Below are 20,335 nucleotides of genomic sequence, written 5' to 3' on the forward strand. Positions count from 1 at the left end.
ATAATTCTTTATACCTAGTATAACCACATATTTATTGCGGCTTTGCCAGGCTGTAGGCAAGATTCATCCCCTTCCCGCATATATCTTTAAAAAGGCGAGTCATAAGGGGGATTGCGGGTGGCACTTTGGTGGACAATGACTTTTGGTTTGGTGCTTTGCCTTGGGATAGTGGGAGGCACGATGGTACATTTCTTAAGAAACGCACTTGATTCAGATGATGCTAAGCGGATTGATAAATTACCTGTTGATAAGGACCCAAAATAGGGTTCTTTTTTATCGATTGTCCAGCTCCAGCGCCCTAGCGGCTAGTGTCCTTCGCTCTCCGCAATTCTTATTACATAAACTTTTAATTTTAGGAAAAATTAGACAAGAGATTATTTTAATTTTTGGAGGGTTTTTATGACGTCCGAGAAAATTCCCAAACTGCCAAAGCCGTACTGGCGTGATCTTAAGCTGCCTTCTTTTGAAAAATTAACCGAGGATTTGTCCGTCGATGTCGCCATTGTCGGCGCCGGTATCACCGGAATTACTGCGGCTTATTTGCTTTCCAAAGAAGGCGTTAAAGTGGCGATTATCGAAGCAGGAAGCTTTCTCAATGGCACCACCGGGCATACGACCGCGAAACTAACGGCCCAGCATGATATTATCTACGATGAATTAATTAATCATTTCGGTGAAGACAAGGCGAAACAATATTATCTGTCGACTTCGAGCGCAATTGATTTTGTGGAAAACAAGATCAATGAACTAGGGATTGACTGCGATTTCAGCAAAGAGGATGCTTATGTCTATGCTACAACAGACCAAACCAAGAGTAAGCTGCAAACCGAATATGAAGCATACCACCGACTGGGGATACCCGGGGCACTAAAGGATACGATTCCATTCAATGTTCAGGTGAAGGGCGCTTTGGCTATGCATAATCAAGCCCAATACCACCCGCTAAAATTCTTGCGAAGGCTTTTGGATGAAGCTGTTAAGGCCGGCTGCAAGGTTTATGAAAATACCACAGCCTGGGATATTGAAAATGCTGAAACGAACCAGCCAGTTGTTGTGACGAAGGGCGGCAAGCGGGTAACCTGCAAGCATGTCATTATGGCTTCCCACTACCCGTTTTATGATAAACCGGGGCTTTATTTTGCCAGAATGTACCCGAGCAGATCCTATGCGATCGGGATTAAAACGGACAAGGAGTATCCTGGAGGCATGTACATCAGCGCCGATAACCCGCCGCGTTCGATTCGCTCCACTCCGCTGGAAGGCGGCGAAAAATTGATCATTATTGGCGGCGAAAAGCATAAAACCGGGCAGGGCGAAGATATGATGAAGCATTTTGAAGCCCTCGAGCAGTTTGCCGAAGAGGTTTTTGGGATCAAAGAATTCGCCTATCGCTGGTCGGCCCAAGATTTGGTTACCTTGGACAACGTTCCGTATATCGGCCCAATCACCCAAGACCGGGAAAGTGTGCTATTGGCAACTGGATTTAAAAAGTGGGGCATGACGACAGGCATTCTCGCAGGACATATTTTGACTGATTATGCACTTGGCCGGGACAACCCTTATAAGGAGTTGTATTCGCCACACCGCTTCCAGGCTGATCCGGATTTGAAAAAGGTCATCACAACGAACCTGGATGTCGCCAAGCACCTGATTAAAGGCAAGATTGAATTTGTTCCAAAGGATCCTGATGAACTGGCAGCTGGTGAAGGCTGCGCCGTCATGTATAACGGCAAGCGGGCTGGTGCCTACAAGGACGATAGCGGCAAAATGTATGTTGTCGACACGACCTGCACCCATCTCGGCTGTGAATGTGAGTGGAACCACGCCGAGAAAACATGGGACTGCCCGTGCCACGGCTCCCGCTATTCCTATACCGGCGAAGTCATTGAAGGTCCCGCTGTCCAGGGGCTTGATTTATTGGAGGAAGCATAAAACAAAAACCAACGCCTCCCACTTTGCCAATGGGAGGCGCTGTTCATTACATTTATCTAGGGTTTCCGTGCGGACGGTTTCGTTTTAACGCTTCGCCGGTTTCGAATTCAACCAGCTCAGAGCTTGTTTTCATTGCTTTCTTACGATTGTTATTGCGCTGTGCATTTGCGTTACCAAGCTTCGTTCTACCCATATCTGTCAACTCCTTTTTAAAAAGAAAGTCATTGTTAGTATGGGTGGAAACCAAGGGTCCTATTCTGACCTTAGAACGGGTGCTTTTCTATATTTTGTCAGTTGCTCAAAGCCGTAAGCCACTTCAATCAACACCGGCTCACTAAAGGCTGTTCCCGCAAACGTCAGTCCGACCGGCTCCCCGGCTTCCGTATAGCCCGCCGGTACGGCAATCGATGGGTACCCTGCTTTAGCACTGATTTGCGATCCCTCATCCGCCGGAAACACAATCGCATCCAAGTTGTATTTTTCCAGAGCAAAATCAATTCCTTGCTCCCGCGAATGGTACAAGTCAAATTCGAGCGTATCTATATAGGCGGCCTCAGTTAACGAACCGCTAGTTTCTTCCGATTCCAGCAGTACGGTCTGTCCGTATTTCAGCATTTTCTCTTCATCTTGATTGTTAAACGCAATGACATCGCTCAAACTACGCACCTTGACCGAAGGATCCAAACCATTCAAATACGCATTCAAGTCGGGTTTGAATTCATATGTTAACACATCATATTTCCACATCGCCTTAGCAGAAGGAATCTTAATATCCTCCACTATTTCGGCATCGGATGTTTTAAGCGCTTCGATAGAGGCATGGAACACTTTTTTCTTTTCATCTGTTAAAAATTCGATGAATCCGTCCACAGCAATGCCAATTCTTTTTCCCTTCAGGCCATCTTCCACCAAGGACTTAGAAAAATCAATCCCATCAAACGGGTTGGTTAGGGTAATCGGATCCCTTTCGTCCCGTCCACATAGAGCAGTAAGTAAAATCGCGGCATCTGTAACGGTCCTAGCCATCGGTCCAGCTGTATCTTGGGAGTGCGCAATCGGAATAATCCCGCTACGGCTAATAAGGCCGACCGTGGGCTTGATGCCAACAATCGAATTTTTGCACGATGGATTTAAAATCGATCCGGATGTTTCCGTTCCTACAGCCGCAGCAGCGAAACTGCAAGCAATAGCTGCACCGGAGCCCGAACTGGAGCCGCCGACATCGAATGAACCCGGACCATAAGGATTTAGCACTTGCCCGCCGCGCGAGCTGTAGCCGTTTTTCATCTTGTAGGTCATGAAATTGGCCCATTCGGTCATGTTTGTTTTTCCAAGAATCACCGCACCAGCATTGCGCAATTGTTCGGCCACATAAGAATCCTTAAGTGCGATCGAGTCTTTTAGCGCCAGCGACCCGGCACTTGTATGCATTTTGTCATGGGTATCAATATTGTCCTTAATTAAGATCGGGACTCCATGCAGCGGCCCCCGCGGACCTTTCACCTTACGCTCCATATCAAGCGCCTCGGCTATATGTATAGCATCAGGATTGATCTCGAGAACTGAATTAATTTCTTTATCATAAACCGATATTCGCTTTAGATATAAGAGTACCAATTCCTTGGATGTCAGCTCTCCGCTTTCAAGTTTCTCACGTATTTGAGCGATTGAGGCATCCTCAAGCCACTCGTCATAATACTTTTTCAATTTTGAATTTTCCATTGTATTTCCCCTCCGTTTCTCCCTTTTATTATTCAAGAAAAATAACGCAAATCCTTTTTAAAAAATAAAAAAGGCCGCCACGGGTATGGGGCCCTTGGCTGCCTTAACGACGCAGCTTTTGTTCTTCGGCTGCGATTTTCCCTTTATAAAAAATTCGTTTTTGGAGTGGTACGTTTAACTCTCGACAAAATTGTTTCAGCTCACGCTCTTCCCGGTCCGTTACTAGCGAAATCACCGTTCCAGCCGCTCCCATCCGGCCAGTTCTGCCTGCGCGGTGGATATACTGGGTGATATCCTTTGGCAGGTCGATTTGCACGACATGGGTAACCCCCTCAATATCAAGACCACGTGCCGCAACGTCGGTGGCAATCAGCATTTTAAGCTTGCCGTCGCGGAATGACTTTAACACTGCCTGACGATCCAATTTTTTCATTTCGCTATGTAAGACTCCAGCCGACAACGCTTTGTAATCGAACTTTTCCTTCATAACCTGCAGCTCGCCAATATCATTAATGAATGCGAGTGTTTTGCTGCTCTCCAACCGGGCGACTTTTTCCAGCAGCTCGACTTTTTCTCTGCGTTCACAAGAAAAATAAAGATGCTCAACCTCTCCGGATGTGGCAGCTTCATCTTTGGCGACTTTAATAATTTCAGGTTCACCCGTCAATTCCCTGGCTGTTTTCTCCGTTGCCGGCTTCAAGGTGGCGGAAAATAATGCAACTTGGCGGTCGGACATCGTTGATTTGACGATGTTCTGAACCGAGGACAAGTGCTCCGATGCCAAAAGCTGATCACCTTCATCGAGCACCACGAGCTTGACTTCGTGCATTTTTACCTTTTTCTGTTTGATCAGCTCAAGCAGCCTTCCTGGCGTAGCAAAAATGACATGGGGGCGCTTTTTTAATTTTTCCAGCTGTCGCTTCAGGTTGGCCCCGCCGATAATAGAAGTTCCTCTAATAGCGCTTCCCTCAGACCACTTTTGAAATTCCTGATATATTTGCATCACCAACTCCTGTGATGATGCTAACACAACAGCCTGCAACGATTGCAGCTCGGCATCGATTTTATCGAGCAGCGGCAGTAAATAAGCCAGCGTTTTTCCCGTCCCTGTCGGTGATTCTGCAATGACATCCTTTCCTTCAAGGATGAGAGGAATGGCTTCCCGCTGAATGACTGTAGGTTCTTGAAAACCTGACTTTTTCCAGGCCTCTTGTAAAAATGGCTGTAATTTGTTTAACATGTATGACTCCCTTTTCTTTTTTCATGTTGTTTTGATACTAACGTAATTATGTTTCAGTGTCTAGTTTAAGCGGAAGTTCGGAAATAGAGTAGAATCCAAGCCATGTGAAAAACAAGAACTGAGAAGTAAATGACACAGGCGGATATCAACAAGGTGCGTAGCCTTCCCTTCAAAGGATGCATGAAATACAGACAAATTAACAAGAAGGGCAGAAGAATTTTAATGAAGTAAAAATAGGTCCAGCTTTTATCCATCACGGCACGCATCAAGGGATTGGCTTCCTCAATAATTCCTGAAATAATGCCAAAATGAGTCAGGACAGCATCCAATATGCCGGCAATAAGCAAAAATAAACAAAGTCTCATTCCGATTCCTCTTTATATTTTCATTGTTTCTAGTAATACCTATGCTGATACATTTATTCCCATAATATCATAAACAAGAACAAATTATTCTTTATAAAGAACAATTAGAACAAAAAATATAAAATTAAGTTATTATCATTCCTCACAGCTAATTTGACATATTTGTGAACATTGCTTAAAAATTGATATGAACAAGAAGAAATGGTGATAAAATGATGACTACATCAATTTAATAACATAATGGAGTTGAAAATAATGTTAAAGAAAATCTCCTTTATCATATCTACCCTATTTTTTCTATTAGGAACGAATGTTTTTGCGCATTCACATTTTAAGGATTCCAATCCTAAAAGCGGTGAAGTAGTGACTGATGCGCTTGAAAACATTACCCTTTCCTATGAAACAAAGGTCGAGTCCACAAGCACCTTTTCCTTAACGGACCAAAACGGCACAAATATTCCGCTGTCACAAGTTTCCGTAAACAATAATCAATTAGTCGGAACGCTGAAGGATGAACTGGCCGACGGCGGTTATACTATTCATTGGAAAATTATTGGAGCTGATGGCCATCCGTTGGAGGGGGAGGTCCCGTTCTCCGTCCAATTGCCGGAAAACCAGACTGCAGATGGGACAGTTACAGTTGCAGCAAACAACACCTCAACCAGCGAGGGCACAACTGCGGAAACTGAAAATGTTAAAGCAGCCGATACCAGCCAGGCACAAACCGCGGCAGTCCTCACCCAAAAAGCTGAGCCTGAGGAAGCAACATTTAAAGACTACATGATTCCAGTGGCAGTCGGATTGTTGATCGTTTTTGGCGCCGGAAGCTACTGGTTATTTTACAGAAGGAAGCATGTCTAGATGTTATGGTTCAATGTTGTAAGTGAAGCTCTGCTTTATCTTTGTTTTTCCATTTTACTGGGCAGTTTCATTTTGCATTTAATCCCGGAAACCGCCCGTCCTGGAATCAAAATTTCAAAAAACATTCTATTGATAGCAACTCTCGGAGTTGCTTTTCTTTCATTTGTTCCGGTGTTAAAACTCATTTTATATTTATACCGCGATATGGGTCTTGGGGTGACCGTTCAATCGGTTTTGCTAAATTTTGAAGTTGGAAAGTCCTGGGTTAAAACATGGATCGTGTCGCTGATCTTATTCATTTACCTTGTGCCCATCAAACTGGAGCGGAAACCGTTCTTTTCGCTGGCCGGGCTAGTCCTTATTCTGGTCTTAATTATTCTGCAAGGCTGGTCGAGCCATGCCAGCTCCTTGACAGGCTGGCAGGGGGCATTGACCCATACCACGCATTTTCTGGCAATCACAACATGGATAGGCATTCTCATTGTTATTAGCTGGTTTTCTACGAACCATGACAACTGGAAGCATTTTTTAAAGTGGTTTACACCGGTTGCTATTACATGTTTAGCGCTGGCAGCCTTGACTGGATTCGACCTTATGGGCTATATGATGAGCGAGGATAACTATGTAAACAGTTGGACTCTGCCCTATGGTCAGACACTGCTGCTAAAGCATCTAGCTATCATTCCACTATTGGCATTTGCATTTATTAATAGTATTTTAATCCGGAAAAAAGTCTCGGATGATCCGGCGTTTAATCCGCTCCCTTGGGCAAGACTCGAGAGTATGATCGTATTATTAATTTTTGTGGTTACCGGAGCGCTCGGACAAGAAGCCCCGCCGCATAATATTGAAACAACGATTAATGAAACAGGTGTTTCGCCGCTATTCAGCTTTTTTCACGAAGGTGAGCCAGTGATTCCATTGGCATTTTCACCAGGTATCCTGTCAATCGTACTTTTTTTGTCAGCAGTCCTTTTCCTGATCATGTTAGTCCTAACCTTTATTAAAAAGGCCCCAAAAGTCATGGCACTTGTCATGGGCATCTTATTTATATTGACTGCCTACTTGGCGTTAATGCTAAGCGTGCAATAAATGAAAACTCGCCGATTGGCGAGTCCGTTAGGACGATGACAGAGCCGTAGTTGAATTTATGCGACATAGGAAAGTATCAAATTTGATAAAAATTTTATACTTTCCTACTTAGCTAAAAAAGCGTATCCCCTCTTTGAGTTTACGCTTTTTTTCCTATTCTCTGCTCCCACGTCTTTCAGAATTGATGGATAATCCAACTGCCGCCTCGTTGGCCGCGATTCTCATATCGGTAAACATTTCTTCAGCATAAGCGAGCTCGATGACCTCACTGTATTTCTTCTGGATTTCCGGCAGGCGAACCTTTAATGAAGGTGTCAACTCGCCGTCTTGCACGTTCCATTCTTTGCCGATAATGACTACCTTCTTTGGCTGTTCATGCCGGGCAAATTTACTCGTGAACTTGGCTACTTCTTTTGTAAGCAGCTGCTGGACCGCCGGTTCCTTGAGCAATTGGTTGATATCTGCTGTCAGCCCCTTCTGTTTTGCCCATGGCAGCAGGTTTTCCAAGCTTGGCGTGATTAAAGCGATCACATACTTTTTATCCTGGCCAATCAAAACCGCATGATTAATATAAAGACTTTGGGTCATCGCGTTTTCGACCGGCTGCGGCGCGACATTTTTTCCGGTAGTCAATACAATTATTCGCTTCTTGCGGTCGACAATTTTCAAATACCCCTCCTCATCGATACTGCCAATATCTCCGGTTAAAAACCAGCCATCCCTGAATGTCTCGGCTGTTGCCTCATCGTCCTTGTAATAGCCCTTCATTACACTCGGGCCCTTGACTATGACCTCACCATCTTCAGCAATTTTAATTTCAAGATTAGGCAGCGGTTTGCCGACTGTACCGACTTTCGAGCGAACCATCGGATTCGTACAGACAACCGGTGAGGTTTCCGTTAACCCGTAACCTTCAAGCGCAGGAATATCAACCGCCCAGAAAAACCGGCCGATTTCCGGATTGAGGGCGCCGCCGCCGGAAATAAGCCCTCGGATTCTGCCGCCTAGCTTCTTTTTTACCTTGCTGTAAACCAAGGCGTTGGCAATCTTCCAACTGCGGCTGATTTCCTTTGGGAGGTAACCGTTTTTCATCATCTCATCAAAGCTCTGGCTTAAATAGTACTCATATTTTTTCAAGCCGATATTAATAGCCCATTTAAAAATTTTCTTGCGCAACGGCGTCCCCGATTCGACCATTTGTTGAGCGGTAGCGTACACTTTTTCAAATAAGAGTGGCACGCTGACTAGTACGGTTGGCCTTACTTCCAAAAGATTTTCCTGGACTTTATCAATACCCTCTGCGTAAGCGATGGTACAGCCAACGGACAACGGCATGAACTGTCCAGACATCCGCTCAAAAACGTGGGACAACGGTAAATGTGAGAGCAGGATGTCGGAAGGTTTCGCTTCAAGGACCCAGAATTGAACCCCTTCCACGTTGGAGAGAATGTTTCCATGTGTCAGCATCGCACCTTTTGGGTTTCCGGTCGTCCCAGATGTGTGGATAATCGTCGCCAGGTCATCTCTTGTCAGATTGCTCCAATTATAATCCCAGTTTTCATATGGGAGATTGTAACCAAGAGAGGCAACATGCTGCAGTGACACAATCTGTTCTGTTTGGACGAAGTTCTTAGGTGGAAAAATAATGGCGGTTGGCACTCGGTCAGCTTCGGGAATTTTATCAAGAAAAAAGTCATCCTGTACGAACATGAAGGTACATTCTGCATTTTTCAGGATATAGCTGACTTGATCTGGTGGCAGGGTGGAATGAATCGGTACGCTGACAGCACCCAAACTCATAATGGCCAGGTCGGCAACCGGCCAGTAAGGGTTATTTTCAGAAAGTATAGCGACTTTGTCATTTCGCTTCACTCCCAAATAAGCTAAACCGGCCGCGAGATGCTTCACCTTGTTCCAAAAGGTTTCGTAGCTGATTCCATGCCAAACCCCATCTAGTTTCCACAAGAATGCGTCCTTACCCGCATGCTTCCGGGCAGTACGCGCTACTGCTTCCACTAAGTTATTTGCCTTCATAATCTCCCTCCAATCCATTAGCAAGGAGGCTGAAGAAGTGGCTGCCTCCAGATTTCTTTTTTTATAGGGCGTCTTTTACATTGTATTGCTTCAAAATCGATTCAATCTTTAGGGCTTTTCCAATATCCCCTTTCATTTTTAACTTTCCTGTCATGAACGCCATCGTTCCGTTCAGCTTCCCTAACATAAACAGATGGAAGCTTGCCAGTGACATAACCAACGTACAGTCAGCAGGATGCTCGCTCCCTTCCGTTACCGCCGCTTTACCGTCCTGAAAATGAAGCTGATATTCCCCGCCATCTTCTCCAGTAATGTCAAACTGGTAAATGGCATTAAACCCCTCAATCGGAACCGGGTTTCCGTTTACCGTTTCCGCAATTTTTTTCATCAGATCCGCTAATGAATACATGTCAATTTGTTTTCCCATCGTTGAGCCTCCTTGAAAAATTAATGACCTTCTTTTAGATGAGAGTATTCAAAATATTCCTATTATATTTATAATACCAATACGTATCGGTATTAAATAGTAAATCCCTTCGCTAAATTTCGACTTTTTACTATAGCCACATTGTTTTCCCAGGCTATGCCGCTAACAAGTTTAATTTCCTTGTTAAACCGCCAAATATCTTTTAAAATTAATACTAATTCGTACCGGCAATATACAGATTGGACTGATGAATAATGCTTTTTGTGACTGAAATGCCGAAAGAGGCAAGGGATAAAATTCTCTATGCGAGCCTAGTGCTTTTTACCAATGAAAGCTACAAAAATACTTCTGTCTTGGACATTGTTGAGATGGCCCGCGTATCCAAAACAACTTTCTATCAGCATTTTTCCAGCAAGGAAGAATTGATCGAAACACTGTTCAAAGAGGTATTTTTCGAGATTATTGAAGAAGTAAACTTGGCAATCAATAAAGAAAATCGAACAGCCTACAAGGCTTATGCCGGGATTCGCCGTTATATTGAAATTTGTTTTACAGACGTTAAAGTCGCCAATTTAATGTTGGTGGAATCAGTTGGGGTTTCCCAGGGGGTAGAAAAAGCCAGGAGTGAAGCCCACCGGCAATTTGCCCAGTTGATGTTTCAAACGGTTCAAGGCTTGCTTCCAGCAACCGTTTCTAAAACAGAGATTCGGATTGTTTCACAGGCAATGATTGGGGCAATCAATGAAGTGGTAGTACAAAACTATAACGAAACCGAAGACGGCCTCGTTCATTTTGATGAACTCGCCCGTCTTCTCAATCGAATCGTCGTTGCAGCATTCGTTAATTTATCCAATTAACGAATGCTTTTTTTTTGCAAAAAAAATAAAGCAGCCCTCAGGCTGCCTATTAGATGATTAATGTCCTACATAATTTGCATCGGGTATCAAATTCCTCCATTCCTCATACCTTATGATTGTTTCCCAGTGACCAGTAAGTTTCGCCACAACCACAACAATGAAAAATAACGCAAGGAATCCAACTGGGATGAACCACTTGTTAACCTTTTTATTCACAACAGTCATATTCAACGTATCTTTAATCGGACAGGCCTCCACACAAGACATACAGGCATTGCAATTTGGTGAAGCGACCACCTTTTTTGTATGGACCTTGATTCGCTGCGGGCAAACTTTTGTGCACATTTCGCAGTTGGTGCAGGTATCCTCATTCCGGCGGACCTTTGAAATTCTAAATATCGAGCCCAGCCCGATTAGCGCGCCGTATGGGCACAGGAACCGGCACCAGAAATTTCTGAAGAACAGTGATAACACGAAAATAACCAGAACCACTTTCAAAGCAAAACCGCCAATATTTAAGAAGAATAATAGCATTTTAACATCAGAAATTTTATTATACGGTTCATCCAGGAACGCCTTTGCCTGGAATGTCGGCATCGCAATAATCATGCTGATAAAGAAATACAGCAAAATATACTTTATCGGGGTTAAAATCCATGTCAGCCATGTCGGAATTTCAAAATTCTTTTTAAAAATTTTCCGTCCCAGCCACGCCGTCATTTCACTAACGGTTCCAACCGGACAAAACCAACTGCAAAACGATTTGCGGAAAATCAGTCCCGAAGCAATGAAAAATGCCAATAGGACGAGTCCTGCTGGGTGAATCATATCAAACTCGCCGCTTGTCATCCACACCTTTAAGGCGACCAGAGCACTGATTGGCAAAAACCCTTCAACTGCTGAAGGTCTCTCAACAAACGGTGTTTCTCCCAGCGTTTCAAAATGCATGTAAAATCGATAGAATTGCAGACCAACATATAATAAAAACAAGAGAAACACAGCCTGAACAACATATCTGGTAATCTGAACCGGCTTCCGTTTCAATTGCTTTTTATACCAGGCTTTTGATTTCATATAGAGTTCCCTCCATTCCTAATGCTTTAACTATAGGGAACTGGTATACTAAGGTATGTGATTTATATCATCAAAACCATTCAATTCATAAAGCTGTCAAATTAGCGACGAAAATCCGTCAAAAAGTTTTTTATTATTGTTATATCAATAATGGCAACGATTTCATCGGAATTTTCCGAAAAAAACCACTTGCAAAACTATTTGAAAATAATATAATAGCTATATCAAATATTAAATCTGACTTTTAAAAACAAAATCGATGACGAGAAGAGTAGCTTGTCCTTCTTGACCTCAGAGAGCCGGCGGCTGGTGAAAGCCGGTGTCAAGACTCAAGTGAAAATCATCTCCGAGATGCTAAGCTGAAGTCTTTAGTAAGCTTATGCCGGACTGCCTGCCGTTAAAAGAGGACACGTATGATGGTACGTTGATCGAGAGCCGCAAGTTTTTTTTGTTTGCGGAAGTAGGGTGGTAACGCGAGCAAGCTCGTCCCTAGCTATAGGGGCGGGCTTTTTGTATTGGAATCGAAAAGGGGCGGAGCGCCGCTCAAGGCTTTCAGTAGAGACTGGATAAGTGGGAAATATAAATTCTTTCGCCCGATAAGGAATTACTGAAGCTCTGCTCACCCCGCCTTTATTGGCAAGGTGTGGTACTCCGGAAAATTTTCCAAGCAAATTGGTCTGTGTCACGTCATATTGATTTTGTAAAAACGTCAGGAAGGAGAGAAATGTAATGAAAAAGAAGGACACGTTTTTTGTAGGATTAATGCTATTTTCAATGTTTTTTGGGGCAGGCAACCTTATTTTCCCTCCCTTCTTAGGTCTGGGTGCCGGAACCTCGTTTTGGCCGGCGATAACAGGATTTATTTTAACAGGGGTCGGACTCCCGCTTTTAGTATTGGTCGCGATTGTGCTTGTAAATGATGCCAATACACTTGGTAACCGGGTTCACCCATGGTTTGGCACCAGTTTTACCGTGGTGGTATACCTGGCAATCGGACCTTTATTCGCGATTCCGCGTAATGCTAATGTTGCATACGAAATGGGTGTCGAGCCGTTTTTGGGCAATCTTTCCGTCAGCCAGCCGCTGCTATTATTAGGTTTTTCTGTTGTTTTCTTTTTATTGGTCTATTTATTAAGTTTAAATACTTCCAAAGTGGTCGACTATATGGGCCGATTTATTTCGCCGATACTTTTATTGTCAATCGTTGTTTTGTGTGTTGCCGGATTTTTTGTCCTAAATAAACCGCTTGAGGCACCGACTGACACTTATCAGTCTGCTTCATTATTTAAGGGATTTGTTGATGGCTATTCAACTATGGACGCTCTCGCTTCACTTGCATTCGGGATTGCCATCTTGACGGCCTTAAAGCAAAGAGGCTTAACAGATAAAAAACAGTTAACAGCCTATACGTTAAAAACCGGTCTTATTGCAGGTGCCGCGCTGGCTCTTGTTTATGTAATCATCGGGCTCTTGGGGGCAAAAATGGCTGGATACGGGACATTTGATAACGGAACGGCAATCCTATCATCGGCTGCCACACTTGTGTTGGGCAGCGGCGGCACTGTTCTGCTTGGCGTCATTTTTACCCTCGCCTGCTTTACAACTTGTGTCGGTTTGACAATCGCCTGCGGCCAATATTTTTCAAAATTATTGCCGAACCTTAGCTATCGTATGGTCGTAACGGCGGTTACGGTTGTGAGCTTTTCACTCACTAACCTGGGCTTGAATCAAATTATCTCCGTTTCTGTTCCATTCCTTGTAATGGCCTATCCGTTGTTAATCGTGCTAGTGACTCTGGCCTTTCTGCACCGCTTCTTCGGCGGGGCGCAAAAGGTATATGCCGGTGCGATGCTGTTGACCGGTCTTGTCAGTTTGTATGATGGCTTAAAAATGTTCGGACTAAAAATGCACGTCCTAGATACCTTGATGGGCAGTCTTCCATTGACATCAGTGGGCCTTGGCTGGGTCGTTCCGGCACTTGCCGGTGGCTTGGCGGGATTTGTTTTCGACAAACTGACCCGTCGTCCTTCTGCAGAAAATCAAAACTACAAATTGGAAAAAGCTTCTTAATAATCGATGCCAGTGGATTTTACCCGCTGGCATCTTTTTTTAAAAAAGCTGTTTTTCGCATGAATTGTTGGGAAGAATGGAAAAATATCAGCATTTATGATATGAATAGATAGTAGATAAATGAAAACTCGCCGACTGGCGGTAGGACGAAGACAGAGGCGTAGTTGAATTTATGCGTTAAGAAATTATAAAATTATAGTATAATTTTTATAATTTCTTATTAGCCAAGATGAAAGAGGTTGAAACGGGTGGACAATAATACATCTAATTTTATAAAGGATATTATCATAAAAGATTTGGAATCGGGAAAGCATCAAAAAATCGTAACCCGCTTCCCGCCGGAGCCGAACGGTTACCTTCATATTGGCCATGCTAAATCCATCATCCTGAATTTCGGCTTGGCGGATGACTTTAACGGCCTGACAAACCTGCGGTTCGATGATACCAATCCGCTCAAGGAAGACATCGAATACGTCAACTCGATTAAAGAGGATGTTAAGTGGCTCGGCTATGAATGGGACAATTTACAGTTCGCTTCCAATTATTTCGAGGAAATGTACAACCGGGCAGTTCTGTTAATCAATAAGGGACTTGCTTATGTCGATGACTTGAGTGCCGATCAAATCCGCGAATACCGCGGAACGCTGACAGAGCCAGGAAAGGAAAGTCCTTTCCGCAACCGCTCGATTGAAGAAAATCTCGAGCTGTTTGAAAAGATGCGGGCCGGCGAGTTTGCCAATGGCGAAAAAGTGCTGCGGGCTAAAATCGATATGGCATCTCCAAACATCAATTTGCGTGACCCGGTTATTTATCGAATCTCTCATGCGACCCACCATAACACCGGTGACAAATGGTGCATTTACCCGATGTACGCTTTTGCCCATCCGCTCGAGGATGCAATTGAAGGTGTGACCCACTCCATTTGTACAATAGAATTTGAGGATCAGCGCCCATTCTATAATTGGGTTGTCGAACAATGTGAAATGGAAAACACGCCGCAGCAAATCGAGTTTGGCCGCTTGAATCTGACCAATACGGTGATGAGCAAACGGAAGCTCAAGCAGCTTGTTGACGAAGGCTTTGTTGATGGCTGGGATGACCCGCGGATGCCGACGATTTCTGGCATGCGCCGCAAGGGCTTTACCCCTGAGTCCATCCGGACATTTGTAAAAGAAACGGCCGTTTCGAAAAACAACGCTACGGTTGATTATCAAATGCTAGAGCACTTCGTTCGCGAGGATTTAAAACTAAAAGCCCCGCGGACAATGGCCGTGATTAACCCGTTAAAAGTCGTCATCACGAACTATCCTGAAGGGCAAATCGAGCTTTTGGATGCGGAAATTAACCCAGAAAATCCAGAAATGGGCATGAGGAAAATTCCTTTCTCCCGCGAGCTTTACATCGAGCAGGATGATTTCATGGAAAATCCGCCAAGCAAATACTTCCGCCTCTTCCCTGGCAATGAGGTCCGTCTCAAGCATGCGTACTTCATTAAGTGCGAAGAAGTCGTCAAGGATGCGGACGGGAATGTGGTGGAACTGCGCTGCACCTATGATCCGCAAACTAAGAGTGGCACAGGGTTTACCGGCAGAAAAGTAAAGGGAACAATTCACTGGGTGGAAGCAGCCCACGCGGTTCCTGCGGAGTTCCGGTTATATGAGCCACTGATTTTGGACGAATCCGAAGAAGATGCTGACGACGGCAAGACTTTCCTTGATAAGGTAAATCCAAATTCGTTGGAAATCCTGCAAGGCTTTGTCGAGCCAAACATGAAAGAGTCCATGCCGCATGATAAGTTCCAGTTCTTCAGACACGGCTATTTCAACGTTGACCCTAAGGTAACAACCGTAGATAAGCTAGTATTTAACCGAATTGTTTCGTTGAAGAGTTCATTTAAGATTTAATAAAAAGAACCAAGTCTGCAGCAGACTTGGTTTTTTTATTTATCTATCGTAGCCGGCACCTCTAAAATAATTTTTGTCCCTTTACCTGGTGAACTAGTTATCGCCAGGTGCCCGCCTACCGACCGTGCCCGTTCGTCCATACTGAACAGGCCGACTCCAGAAGTCTGCGTCCCCAAATGAAAACCCTTCCCTTTGTCCTCTACCATTACCCGGACGGCATCATCCATTTCCCGGATGGTGACTGAGGCGTCGGAGACATCTGCATACTTCCAAATATTCGTTAATGCTTCCTGGATAATCCGGTATATTGTCAATTCAATACTAATATCCAAACGGCGATTTAATACACAATCAAAATAAACGTCAATCTGATGATGATCGGAGAAGCGCGTCAAATAGGAACGGATGGCCGGAACCAAACCAAGATCATCCAACACCGATGGACGCAATTCCCAGGAGATTTGCCGAATCTCCTCAATAAGTTGGGTGGCTTCCTCCTGCATCTGCTGAAGCAACGGATGGTCCATTTCCGCCAGCAGGCGATTAATGGTGATTAAATGGCTATAGAGATTTTGGCCGATCCCATCATGCAGGTTCCGCGACAATCGCTTTCGTTCCTCTTCCTGAACATCGATGATCCTGGCCATCATTTTCTGCAATTCCCTCTCAACCCGTTTTCTTTCCGTCACCTCGTGCCGGATTGCCAGATATTGATAAGGCTTTCCCAGTTCGTTCATAAATGGAACAATCGTTGTATCCACCCAATAATAGGTGCCATCCTTGGCCCTATTGCGGATTTCGCCCTTCCAAACCTCTCCAGATCCAATCGTTCGCCACATGTCCCGAAAAAATTCCTTCGAGTGATAGCCTGAACTGATAACTCGGTGGTCACGCCCCAGCAATTCCTCGCGGGTGTACTTTGATATCTGGCAAAATGTATCGTTTACATATGTAATAATTCCCCGGGAATCCGTGATGACGACAATCGAAGATGCATCGAGGGCAAATTTGTAATCTAACAGTTCACTTTTTGCCTGACGTAAATCCCTGCCCATTTCATTTCCATCCTCCCTATCATAGAATATCCCCCATAAGCAGCTGTTCCAATAGAGAAGCAGAATCTTGCACCATTTCCTGCTCTTGCTCCGAAAAAATGTATTTCTCCCGTTTTCCGACAAGCAATACTCCTTTAGGAACCGAATTAAAAAATAAAGGGACCGCATAGGTGGAAACAAGTTTTTCAGCGAGCATAATCGGATAATCTGTTACTTTCCCTGCAATGTTAGCAGGAAACTCTTCCAGCATCATCGGACTGCCGCTTGAAATAATCTTCCCCGCGATTCCTTTACCGAAACGGACGGTTATTCGTTTGTATTTATCATTTAAATTTCCGGAGGCATAGTGCCATCTGACATCAGGACTACCTTCATTCTGCATCGCAAGACCAACAAATTCGCAGGAAATTTGCTCTTTCAATTGCTCGCAAACCTGTATCACTGAGTGGAGTTCCCTTAGCTGTGACATGTCGTGTGTCTCCTTAAATACCATAACCCAATAACCCCTTTTTCACGGCATATTCGACGAGCTCCGGCCGGGTTTTCATTTGCAGTTTTTCCATCAGATTGCCTTTATGGGTTTCGACCGTTTTCACACTGATGACCAGCTGTTCGGCAATTTCCTTGTTGGAATACCCTTTGGCAATCAGGGTAAGCACTTCTTTTTCCCTGTCAGATAACAAATTATACGTATCACTTCCGTCATGCTTAATGCCTGACAGGTATTCTTCCATTAGCCGCTTTTGGGCCGAAGGGTGAAGATACGCATCGCCTCTGGCGACGGATTCAATTGCCGACATTAATTCGTCATGCGGGGCACTTTTTAAAATACATCCTGATGCTCCGCCTTGAATTGCGCGGAATAAATATTCTTCATCATCATGCATGGTGAGAATCAATATGTTTACTTCAGGCATAAGTTTCTTTAATTCTTTTGTTGCCGACAGCCCATCTTTCCCGTGCGGCATGCTTAAGTCCATGACGACCACATTCGGTTTCAGCTTCTGTGCCTTTTTTATGCCTTCATTGCCTTCCGAGGCCTCCCCGACCACTTCGATTTCGGGATTCGTATTCAAGAGCATTTTCAGCCCGCTTCTTACAACAGCATGGTCATCTACCAATAGGATTTTTATCAAAAATAAACTCTCCTTTCATGTCTATTCGAGTGGAAGAGATATTTCTACGGATGTTCCTTCTCCTATTTTAGAGGATATCACACACTGTCCGCCAGTCAGAAGCATTCGTTCCTTCATCACGGCAAGGCCGGATGAATCGCCATATTCCTTGGGCTGAAATCCCTTGCCAAAGTCATCAATCGTGATTTTCAATTCATCTTTTTTCCAAAAAAAGTTAATTTTAACATTCGATGTATCTGCGTATTTGGCAATATTCATCAATGCTTCCTGGCAAACCCTGAACACCGCAATCCTATCTTTCTCGGGAATTTGTTTCTCTATGCCGTCAGAGTTCAAATCAACGAGAATCCCAAATGTCGAAGTATAGCATTTAATATAGCTTTTCATCGCTGGCAGCAGCCCTAACGTTGTGAGGGCAGGCGGATGCAATTCAACAGAAAGCAGCCTGATTTCCTGGATTGTTTTTCCAATCAGCAGTTCCATTTCACGGACATAATTTTTCATCGCCGGCTCTTGTGTCCCTGATTCGATAAATTGCAACCCCGTTAAAATACTGTACAGGTTTTGGCCGACCCCTTCGTGAAGCTCCAACGCAATTCGCTTGATTTCCTCTTCCTGCGAATCGATAATATAGGAATTTATTTTCTGCTTCATTTTCAATGGATCCATGACTGCCCTCCAATCCCTCTTATTAAAAAAGGCAGGGACTCTTACAAGACCTGTACCTTTTTCACTGTATAGGTTAAACCGCTATCCGCGTCATACGCCGACCACAAGCTATCAGATTCGATGACCTGACTGGATAATGGAACGGCGAGAAAATACATATGGTCAAAGTAAAGCCGGATATGTGTCCCATCAGGACAAAGCTGAACTTTTCGGATCGATTTTCGAACGGCCGGTGCCTGGTCTCCGTCCTCTTGGTCCAGAATCGCGATTTCCACCGATGCGCCGGAAAAGCGTTCTTTTACTGCTTCAAGATTAATGGCCCCCACAGCTATTACACCCCTTCTTCACAGGGTAAATGAACATTTTATAACCCTGCAGATAATCCCAAAATTTGTCCTCAGCATGATCCTCAATGAATTGAATTGTTTCATCCTCTGACTCCCATGTGCTCATGCCCTTAATTTCGGCGATGACCATTTCCGCCCCGTCAACGACCTTCTCCTCGAGATACCAATTTAAGCGTTTCTTGGCAAACAGCTTTTGCAGCAATTCTTCAATTTCGCTGGAAAAATCCCCAGCCTGCGGGCGGACAAAGCATAAATCGATATAGGTTTCGCTAGTCATTGACCATCACACCTTTTTTGTAAATCAGAAAGGCAACCGGGAATAGAATCACATTTACGACAGCGGCAATAATAGTATTAGTATAATTTTGATAAAAATATTGATGGACCATGTACTGGGTTGCAATGATATTCAACATTAAGACAGCGAGCAATAGGGCAACCGGGATATAACTACGCTTCATAACGCTTCACCCCCACGGCATAAACAACGCCGTTTTCTACTTTTACATGGATTTCCGGAAGCGGTCGTCTTGGCGGTCCCGCAGTAGGTGCGCCTGTTTCCACATCAAACTTTCCATGGTGGCAGGGGCAAAGCAAATCGCCTTCATCCTTTTGCCAGAACACGGGGCAGCGCAGGTGGGTACATGCATTTTGGTAAGCAACAAATTTCTTCTCTGATAATCTGATCAAGATGGCGCTGTCGTGTTCGCCAGGGAAGTGAAAATCGACAGCATCCCCAACGGCCACCGAATTCAAATCAGCAATTTTTTGTTTCGGATATTTTTTGTCACCTAGGCCACCCAGTTCCTTAGCGGCCAGAACTCCCCATGGGAGGGAGGAAACGGCGAACACGCCCGCTGCCCCTACCAATGTCTTCATAAAGCCACGGCGGTCAAGCTTTCGTTCATTGTTTCGATTTATATTATGGGTGTAATTATCTTCATTGAACGGGATTTTATTATTTTTATCGCTCATGGTAATCCCTCCTAGAACAGTTTGGTGACACCCTGCAGGATTCCAGGGAGATTCACACGTACGTTAGTTTCGCCTTCTAAATATGGCATGCTTGTTACCCACTTACCATTATCCAGGTTAAATTGCTTTTGTTTTGCTTCGATTTCTTCATCTGTTAACCACTGAAGTGTATTAGACGGACATACGCTCGCGCACATTGGCGGAATACCATCCTTTGTGCGGTCAATGCAAAGGTCGCACTTATACATTAAATTCTGCTCGGTATCGAACTTCGGTATTCCATAAGGGCAGGCAATAGTACAGTTTTGGCAGCCGATACACTTTTCCACAAGAGCAGACAGGACAGCTCCTGTTTCGTGAATTTGGATCGCCTGGGCAGGGCAGCTTCTTGCACATGCAGGATTCACACAGTGAAGGCACATTAATGGCATCGTTTGACGGTTAACAAGCGGGTTCACATCGTATACATAGTTGCGGTTACGCTCTTCGTGCCCTCCGCACTGCGTGCAGGCTGCTAAACAAGAACGGCACCCGATACAGTTTTCAAGTTCAAGATATAACCTCTTTTTTACCAC

The 20,335-nt window shown here is 44.4% G+C and carries 23 protein-coding genes and 1 other annotated feature; of the genes, 7 read left to right on the forward strand and 16 right to left on the reverse strand.

Translation table 11 applies throughout. The features are described from left to right. The first annotated feature begins 117 nt into the window (after positions 1-117). Positions 118-264, forward strand: coding sequence for a hypothetical protein (locus tag M3234_RS08650; RefSeq protein ID WP_262304337.1), 147 nt, complete (start codon positions 118-120; stop codon positions 262-264). Between the two features lie 135 nt (positions 265-399). Beyond that, positions 400-1,932: an FAD-dependent oxidoreductase gene (locus M3234_RS08655; RefSeq protein WP_262304338.1), complete on the forward strand. Its 1,533-nt coding sequence runs from the start codon at positions 400-402 to the stop codon at positions 1,930-1,932. A gap of 52 nt (positions 1,933-1,984) precedes the next feature. On the opposite strand, the gene M3234_RS08660 is transcribed toward M3234_RS08655, so the two are convergent. The 4 genes from M3234_RS08660 to M3234_RS08675 form a co-directional block, all read right to left on the reverse strand. Beyond that, positions 1,985-2,125: a hypothetical protein gene (locus M3234_RS08660; protein ID WP_172799159.1), complete on the reverse strand. Its 141-nt coding sequence runs from the start codon at positions 2,123-2,125 to the stop codon at positions 1,985-1,987. A 59-nt stretch (positions 2,126-2,184) separates the two neighbouring features. Beyond that, positions 2,185-3,654 (reverse strand): amidase family protein, encoded by a 1,470-nt coding sequence (locus tag M3234_RS08665; protein WP_262304339.1) that lies wholly within the window; start codon positions 3,652-3,654, stop codon positions 2,185-2,187. Positions 3,655-3,757: 103 nt separating this feature from the next. Further along, on the reverse strand, positions 3,758-4,894 hold the full coding sequence (locus M3234_RS08670) for a DEAD/DEAH box helicase (protein ID WP_262304340.1): 1,137 nt from the start codon (positions 4,892-4,894) through the stop codon (positions 3,758-3,760). A 65-nt stretch (positions 4,895-4,959) separates the two neighbouring features. Then, positions 4,960-5,259: a DUF5658 family protein gene (locus M3234_RS08675; protein WP_262304341.1), complete on the reverse strand. Its 300-nt coding sequence runs from the start codon at positions 5,257-5,259 to the stop codon at positions 4,960-4,962. Positions 5,260-5,514: 255 nt separating this feature from the next. Here M3234_RS08675 and M3234_RS08680 point away from each other — a divergent pair, with 255 nt between their 5' ends. Both M3234_RS08680 and M3234_RS08685 read left to right on the forward strand, forming a co-directional pair. Next, positions 5,515-6,120, forward strand: a complete 606-nt coding sequence (locus M3234_RS08680) for a copper resistance CopC family protein (protein ID WP_262304342.1) — start codon at positions 5,515-5,517, stop codon at positions 6,118-6,120. Beyond that, the gene (locus tag M3234_RS08685; protein ID WP_262304343.1) at positions 6,121-7,212 is read left to right on the forward strand and encodes a copper resistance D family protein; all 1,092 of its coding nucleotides are present in this window, start codon (positions 6,121-6,123) and stop codon (positions 7,210-7,212) included. It abuts the gene before it with no gap. Positions 7,213-7,365: 153 nt separating this feature from the next. On the opposite strand, the gene M3234_RS08690 is transcribed toward M3234_RS08685, so the two are convergent. After that, positions 7,366-9,246 carry an AMP-dependent synthetase/ligase gene (locus tag M3234_RS08690; RefSeq protein WP_262304344.1) on the reverse strand — a complete coding sequence of 627 codons (1,881 nt, stop codon included), beginning with the start codon at positions 9,244-9,246 and terminating at the stop codon, positions 7,366-7,368. Between the two features lie 61 nt (positions 9,247-9,307). Beyond that, positions 9,308-9,673, reverse strand: a complete 366-nt coding sequence (locus tag M3234_RS08695; protein ID WP_262304345.1) for an SCP2 sterol-binding domain-containing protein — start codon at positions 9,671-9,673, stop codon at positions 9,308-9,310. A 254-nt stretch (positions 9,674-9,927) separates the two neighbouring features. Between M3234_RS08695 and M3234_RS08700 the strand changes: the two genes are divergently transcribed. Beyond that, positions 9,928-10,530 carry a TetR/AcrR family transcriptional regulator gene (locus M3234_RS08700; RefSeq protein WP_262304346.1) on the forward strand — a complete coding sequence of 201 codons (603 nt, stop codon included), beginning with the start codon at positions 9,928-9,930 and terminating at the stop codon, positions 10,528-10,530. A gap of 57 nt (positions 10,531-10,587) precedes the next feature. On the opposite strand, the gene M3234_RS08705 is transcribed toward M3234_RS08700, so the two are convergent. Then, the gene (locus M3234_RS08705; protein WP_262304347.1) at positions 10,588-11,604 is read right to left on the reverse strand and encodes a 4Fe-4S binding protein; all 1,017 of its coding nucleotides are present in this window, start codon (positions 11,602-11,604) and stop codon (positions 10,588-10,590) included. A 250-nt stretch (positions 11,605-11,854) separates the two neighbouring features. Then, positions 11,855-12,098 (forward strand) — a binding site (T-box leader). Positions 12,099-12,333: 235 nt separating this feature from the next. Here M3234_RS08705 and brnQ point away from each other — a divergent pair. Both brnQ and M3234_RS08715 read left to right on the forward strand, forming a co-directional pair. Continuing rightward, on the forward strand, positions 12,334-13,674 hold the full coding sequence (gene brnQ, locus M3234_RS08710) for a branched-chain amino acid transport system II carrier protein (RefSeq protein ID WP_262304348.1): 1,341 nt from the start codon (positions 12,334-12,336) through the stop codon (positions 13,672-13,674). Between the two features lie 248 nt (positions 13,675-13,922). Then, positions 13,923-15,578, forward strand: a complete 1,656-nt coding sequence (locus M3234_RS08715; RefSeq protein ID WP_262304349.1) for a glutamine--tRNA ligase/YqeY domain fusion protein — start codon at positions 13,923-13,925, stop codon at positions 15,576-15,578. Between the two features lie 35 nt (positions 15,579-15,613). Here M3234_RS08715 and M3234_RS08720 read toward each other — a convergent pair whose 3' ends face one another. From M3234_RS08720 to M3234_RS08760, 9 genes are read right to left on the reverse strand one after another with little or no spacing between them, the layout of a single operon-like run. Then, positions 15,614-16,633: a PAS domain-containing sensor histidine kinase gene (locus M3234_RS08720; protein WP_262304350.1), complete on the reverse strand. Its 1,020-nt coding sequence runs from the start codon at positions 16,631-16,633 to the stop codon at positions 15,614-15,616. A 19-nt stretch (positions 16,634-16,652) separates the two neighbouring features. Continuing rightward, complete coding sequence (locus tag M3234_RS08725; protein WP_262304351.1) at positions 16,653-17,102, reverse strand: GAF domain-containing protein; 450 nt, start codon at positions 17,100-17,102, stop codon at positions 16,653-16,655. A gap of 13 nt (positions 17,103-17,115) precedes the next feature. Beyond that, positions 17,116-17,769 (reverse strand): response regulator, encoded by a 654-nt coding sequence (locus tag M3234_RS08730; protein ID WP_285858336.1) that lies wholly within the window; start codon positions 17,767-17,769, stop codon positions 17,116-17,118. Positions 17,770-17,790: 21 nt separating this feature from the next. Continuing rightward, a complete protein-coding gene (locus M3234_RS08735; RefSeq protein WP_262304352.1) occupies positions 17,791-18,438 on the reverse strand; it encodes a sensor histidine kinase in 648 nt (215 codons plus the stop codon). Positions 18,439-18,479: 41 nt separating this feature from the next. Continuing rightward, positions 18,480-18,764, reverse strand: coding sequence for a hypothetical protein (locus M3234_RS08740; RefSeq protein WP_262304353.1), 285 nt, complete (start codon positions 18,762-18,764; stop codon positions 18,480-18,482). Next, positions 18,751-19,062, reverse strand: coding sequence for a hypothetical protein (locus M3234_RS08745; protein WP_262304354.1), 312 nt, complete (start codon positions 19,060-19,062; stop codon positions 18,751-18,753). The genes M3234_RS08740 and M3234_RS08745 overlap by 14 nt, the downstream gene beginning before the upstream one ends. Then, the gene (locus M3234_RS08750) at positions 19,055-19,246 is read right to left on the reverse strand and encodes a hypothetical protein (RefSeq protein WP_262304355.1); all 192 of its coding nucleotides are present in this window, start codon (positions 19,244-19,246) and stop codon (positions 19,055-19,057) included. The genes M3234_RS08745 and M3234_RS08750 overlap by 8 nt, the downstream gene beginning before the upstream one ends. Continuing rightward, positions 19,236-19,760: a Rieske 2Fe-2S domain-containing protein gene (locus M3234_RS08755; RefSeq protein ID WP_262304356.1), complete on the reverse strand. Its 525-nt coding sequence runs from the start codon at positions 19,758-19,760 to the stop codon at positions 19,236-19,238. The genes M3234_RS08750 and M3234_RS08755 overlap by 11 nt, the downstream gene beginning before the upstream one ends. Positions 19,761-19,771: 11 nt before the next feature. Then, positions 19,772-20,335 (reverse strand): 4Fe-4S dicluster domain-containing protein, encoded by a 564-nt coding sequence (locus M3234_RS08760; RefSeq protein ID WP_066306252.1) that lies wholly within the window; start codon positions 20,333-20,335, stop codon positions 19,772-19,774.

The sequence above is a fragment of the Neobacillus niacini genome (genome assembly GCF_023715785.1).
GTDB classification, from domain to species: Bacteria; Bacillota; Bacilli; order Bacillales; family Cytobacillaceae; genus Neobacillus; species Neobacillus niacini_E.